The organism is Nitrososphaera sp. (assembly GCF_050748925.1).
Classification (GTDB): domain Archaea; phylum Thermoproteota; class Nitrososphaeria; order Nitrososphaerales; family Nitrososphaeraceae; genus Nitrososphaera.
Genome location: NZ_JBOGQF010000133.1, coordinates 1 through 4,663, shown reverse-complemented (window position 1 = coordinate 4,663; position 4,663 = coordinate 1). Strand labels below are relative to the sequence as shown.

The 4,663-nt window shown below is 51.5% G+C and carries 7 protein-coding genes; 2 read left to right on the top strand and 5 right to left on the bottom strand.

Translation table 11 applies throughout. The features are described from left to right. The 4 genes from ACREAY_RS09935 to ACREAY_RS09920 all read right to left on the bottom strand — a co-directional run. A partial coding sequence (locus tag ACREAY_RS09935) for an aspartate kinase (protein ID WP_431755618.1) occupies positions 1-1,327 on the bottom strand: 1,327 nt, incomplete at its 3' end. Then, the gene (pcn, locus tag ACREAY_RS09930; protein WP_431755617.1) at positions 1,327-2,079 is read right to left on the bottom strand and encodes a proliferating cell nuclear antigen (pcna); all 753 of its coding nucleotides are present in this window, start codon (positions 2,077-2,079) and stop codon (positions 1,327-1,329) included. The genes pcn and ACREAY_RS09935, both read right to left, overlap by 1 nt. 90 nt (positions 2,080-2,169) lie before the next feature. Continuing rightward, positions 2,170-2,427: a hypothetical protein gene (locus ACREAY_RS09925; RefSeq protein WP_431755616.1), complete on the bottom strand. Its 258-nt coding sequence runs from the start codon at positions 2,425-2,427 to the stop codon at positions 2,170-2,172. A gap of 133 nt (positions 2,428-2,560) precedes the next feature. Then, positions 2,561-2,749, bottom strand: a complete 189-nt coding sequence (locus tag ACREAY_RS09920) for a hypothetical protein (protein WP_431755615.1) — start codon at positions 2,747-2,749, stop codon at positions 2,561-2,563. Between the two features lie 329 nt (positions 2,750-3,078). Between ACREAY_RS09920 and ACREAY_RS09915 the strand changes: the two genes are divergently transcribed. Together ACREAY_RS09915 and ACREAY_RS09910 are read left to right on the top strand one after the other, a co-directional pair. After that, positions 3,079-3,327, top strand: a complete 249-nt coding sequence (locus ACREAY_RS09915) for a TRAM domain-containing protein (RefSeq protein WP_431755614.1) — start codon at positions 3,079-3,081, stop codon at positions 3,325-3,327. 277 nt (positions 3,328-3,604) lie between these two features. Further along, positions 3,605-3,910: a hypothetical protein gene (locus ACREAY_RS09910; RefSeq protein ID WP_431755613.1), complete on the top strand. Its 306-nt coding sequence runs from the start codon at positions 3,605-3,607 to the stop codon at positions 3,908-3,910. Positions 3,911-3,970: 60 nt separating this feature from the next. Here the strand turns inward: ACREAY_RS09910 and ACREAY_RS09905 are convergent. After that, the coding region (locus tag ACREAY_RS09905) for an Lrp/AsnC family transcriptional regulator (RefSeq protein WP_431755612.1) at positions 3,971-4,663 on the bottom strand (693 nt) is incomplete at its 5' end.

Genomic DNA, 4,663 nt, shown 5'->3' with positions numbered 1-4,663 from the left:
GCTCTGATGAGCCCTGCGCTATCATTATCACGTTCACATTGCGCTTTGCAACGGCGCCAAACACCTTGGCGGCCACGCCCTTAATTCCCCGCATGCCCGAGCCCACCACCGCAATCACTGCGACGTCGTCGCTGACGTCGATGTGCTTTATCACCTTGCCAAGCAGGTTGAGCTCAAGTGTAGTCGTTGCCTTGTCAAGGTCGCCCTTTCGCACCACCATGGTGATGCTCGACTCTGACGGGCTCTGAGAGATCATCATGATGTTGATCCTGTTTTTTGCAAGAGTGTCAAATATCTTGGCCGCGGTCCCCGGCGCGCCGACCATTCCCCCTCCGCTGACGTCTATGAGCGATGTCCTGCGTATCGCGCTCACCGACTTTACTATCTTTTGCGAGTCCCTGCTCGGCCTCTGGGTGATGACCGTGCCGGGGTGCTTTACGTTGAACGTGTTGCGTATCCTGATGGGGATTTTCGTTTCCATGACCGGCTCAAGGGCCCTTGGGTGCATGTATTTCGCTCCAAAGAGCGCCATCTCCATGGCTTCTGAAAACGAGACTTCCTTGAGCACCTGCGCGTCTCTTACCAGCTTGGGGTCTGCCGTCATCAGGCCGTCGACGTCGCTCCACAGCCACGCTTCATTCGCGCCGATGCTCGACGCCACTATGGTCGCGGTATAGTCCGAGCCCCCTCTGCCTATGGTTGTGATGTTGCCGTGCTGGTCCGCTCCAATGAAACCTGTCACGACCGGCACCACGCCACGCTTGAGCAAAGGCACCAGCGTGTGGCCCACGCGCAGTTTCGTCGTGTCGATGAGAGGCCTGGCCTCTCCAAAGTTAGAGTCAGTCACGATGCCTGCCTCCTTGCCCGTGAGGTGCTGCGAGCCGACTCCGATGTCCTGGAGAGCAAACGACACCACCGGCGCCGACAGGCGCTCGCCAAACGACATGAGGTAGTCAAGAGACTTGGGCGTCACTTCGCCCAAGAGCACGATGCCGCCGAGCACGTCTTGCAGCTCGCCGACCGTCTTTTCGACCTGCGCAAGCGCCTCCTCTTTCAGTCTCCTGTCCCTGACAGCTCCCTGCGCAATATCTGCATGGATCTTGGCTGATTTTTTTATAAAGTCCTGGATGGACGACCTGTCGCCACGCCTTACGCTCTCGGCTATCGCAAGCAGGCCGTCAGTCATCCCCCGTACTGCAGAGACGACGCACACCACCTCGTCGCCCCTGTCGTGATATGATTTCAGCAATTTCGCTACGTGCTTTACCTTGTCGGAAGAGTCGACCGCGGTGCCGCCGAACTTCATCACAAGGCGCATTGCCATCATCAGTCCTGAACGCGCGGCGCCAGGTAGAAGTGTATCCTGCCGACGTTGGCTATCTTGAATTCGAGCCTGAGAGGCATCTTGCTTGAATACTCCGCGGCAACAGACCCTCCCATGGCTATAACCGCCTTTGTTATCTTGCTCAAATAGTCTAGGCTGTACGTGGCCTTGCTGTCCTCCTTGACTGCAAGCTCCTCCAGCCCCTCGTTGCCGGCCTCCAGCATGATGCTGGCCTCGCCCGAGTCGCCCCTGCCGGCAAAGTCTATCTTGCCAGTCTTGGACTCTATAGAGATGAACTCGGAAACGACTTGGACGTCTGACAGCACTTTGTCAAACGCAACTGCCGTCAGCACCACCTTGGAGTTAAAGTTCAGCTTTGGCAACGGGGTGCTGCTGGCCGAGCTTTCAATAAGGCGCGTCTTGTATTCCCGCCTGTAGCCGTTCTGCATCTTGACGTGCAGCATGCTGTCGTCGCCCAGCGAAATTTCTACGGTGTCTTTCTTGTCCGCCCTCTTGACCAGTTTCGAGAACTCGTCGACTCTGATGCCGAATTTCACGACGCTGTCGCATTCGTATTTCTCAAAGGCGCTGCTGGGCCAGAATATGTCGATAAGCGCAATGTGTGACGGGTCCATGCCGCGGAACGAGATCCCTTCTGCCGTCGCCTCAAACGTCGCCTCGTCCACGAGCGTCGATATCGCCGAGGCCACGGCCTTCCATTCCTCCGGGGACTTTGTCTTGGCTACAAATACCAAATCAGCCTAGATGGAACTCGTTCGGATTTTAAACATTGCGCGTGCCAGGCTTTTATCGCTCGCCTGCCATGCACGTTTCTGCGCAGAGTTTTAGGGCTTTTTCGAGCCGTCTATCGCGTCCATTATCACCTGCGCGGCGCGGGCGCCAAAGTTCGACTTGCTGTAATTTTCATTTTGCAGCTTGGAATCCAGCTTGCCGGCCTTGATGATGTCCGTCACCCTGTTCACTGCAGCAAGGTAGTTCATGGAGGACTTCCAGGTGAGTATGATTTCGCACTTGTCGCATACCTTGCCTTTTGCATTGGCCGCGTACACCTTGGTGCAAAAGATGCATACGTTATACACCATCGACTTGCCCGCTCTCGCAGCGCCTATGCCGAAATGGATTGTGTTGAAACAGGCATTGCACACGTGCTTTCCACAGGCTGCGCACGAGTGGTATTCCTCACCTTTGTTGCAGACTTCGCAAAGCGCCAATCGATCACCCTTTTGATTTTGTTGCCTGCTTTGCGCATTCGTCACAGTATTTTTCTATCATGGTGACGCCGTCGCCGACGTCAAAGCATACCTTCTCCTGAGTCGCGATATTTGCGCAGGTTGAGCAGTGCTTCGCCTTTTTCTCTCTGGGGTTGTGAATAAACGGGTTGATGAATTTTAGTGACTTTGGCATCAATCTATCTTTACTCTGCTAGCCTGCAAGTGGATGGCCCCGGGATAGCCCATCTCTGCAGTAACTGAAAAATTATTGCTATTGTCGTCGGCCATCTCTTCTAATAGCCCTTCCAATCATAAGAACGTATTTGCTGCGACCTAGATTTCCTGTCTTGAGAATTTTTTCGCCTTTTGCCCGCTGCCGTCCGGTAAAACAGCGCCGTGGCACCTGTCATTTCCTTTAATCCGTCAAGCTCCATCCCCTCATGTAAAAGCGGGCACAATTTCTATCAAAACCGAGCAATCCTTCGTTTATATTACGACTAAACGTATAGGATATTGAAAGTTATGTCATACGGCGAAAGACGTTACGGTGGCGGCGGAGGCAATCGCTTCGGCGACAGTGGCCCAAAGCCAGTAGAAACAGGTAAGGAATACGACGTGCAGATCACGGAAATCAGCAGACAAGGCGACGGCATTGCCAGAGTGCAGGGATTTGTAATCTTTGTAAAGGGCGGCAAAGTTGGCCAAAGCAGCAAAGTAAAGGTCACTAACGTAGGGGCCAGATTTGCAACTGCAGAACTGATCCAGCAATAAACAAACCCCAGAATACGTGGCAACTGCCTTTTGATGGAAAGTACCACCCGCTTTTTCTCTATCATTTTGCCCGACACTGATAATGGCTATCTTTCCATTTCGCACTCTGTCGCGTTGCCGAAAGCAAAGGCACACGCTTCTTTCAAGAATGCAAATATCACACCCTGCGATGCAATGGGGCAATGTTGCTGCCAGTCGCATCAGATCGAGTGCATGTAGGTTATATGCAAGGTCGTTTTACTGAACAATGAGTTTTTTGGTAAAAAATAGTTTCCCGATGAAAGAGTGGCATGTCGAGCATATGGAAAAGACGGTTGTGAAATACGTCAAGGGTTTATCCGAGAATGCCTCGGGGTGGGAAAAAAGAAACCACAAGAAATACGGCGGCCTGATGCATGTTTGCAGGCAAATAGAATATGACATCAAGCATGGAGTCACGGACGAAGAGGTCATATCCATGTTTCATAAAGTCCGCAACGATTCATCTTTTTCGACTCTCCGGAAAAGCGTCGGTTTCATGGAAAGACTGATCGAAGTGGAAGCCCACTTTGCCAGGCCAAAAATAAAGGCGCAATGGTATTAGAAAGCGCCCGAATGTTCCAGTTCTTGCAGGGATAATGTCTTATCCTTGCATCCAGAAAATCTATAGCGATTCTATTATTGAAACGTACACGTCGGAATTCTTCCCGACTATGCTGACCCTTTCATTCCATGAAAGCTCTTTTACGCCCGTTATCGTCTTTAGCTGCTCTGATAATTGCGCAATGTCGTTATTAGTTGCAACAATCGCCTTTATCTCTACATCGATGTTGCCTCCAATCATTCTTTCGACTGAAACTATTCGTTGCAGATTCAGGACCTCTTTTCCTACCTCTATTGCGGTCCTGCCTTCAACCGTTACAAAGAACGTGATCATCCTCAGACCGAATTCCTCTATCTTTAGCGAATAAGAGCTGTCGATAACTTGTTCTAGCCGCTTTCGTCTTCTTTGTACAGTCGTCAGAGGAATCTTCAACTGCCTTGACAAAGCCAAGGATGACATGTCGCCATTTGAATGGAGGAGAGAAGTCAGCATTTTCTTGTCCGTCGACGAAAGAGGCATCTTTTGTTTTTCGCCGGACTCTGGTTTATGGATACTCTTCATGTTTGCCATCCGGTTTAAACCAAATAACAAGTCAGAAAGCTGGCCGATTGTAAGGGATTCAAGCGCAGACGTGTTGATGCCCAATAATTCCATTTCCTTCATTAGCTGGAGTCGTGACTGGTCATCAACAGGCAACCGAAGCATATCCTTGTCTGTGCGGTTCCCTGAAGCTTCTTTGGACATAACCAAGGG

What these genes read in the sequence shown, in the direction of transcription:
- ACREAY_RS09920 (WP_431755615.1), bottom strand. Translation starts at nt 2,749, where the DNA reads ATGCCAAAGTCACTAAAATTCATCAACCCGTTTATTCACAACCCCAGA.
- ACREAY_RS09910 (WP_431755613.1), top strand. Translation starts at nt 3,605, where the DNA reads ATGAAAGAGTGGCATGTCGAGCATATGGAAAAGACGGTTGTGAAATAC.
- ACREAY_RS09915 (WP_431755614.1), top strand. Translation starts at nt 3,079, where the DNA reads ATGTCATACGGCGAAAGACGTTACGGTGGCGGCGGAGGCAATCGCTTC.
- ACREAY_RS09925 (WP_431755616.1), bottom strand. Translation starts at nt 2,427, where the DNA reads ATGGTGTATAACGTATGCATCTTTTGCACCAAGGTGTACGCGGCCAAT.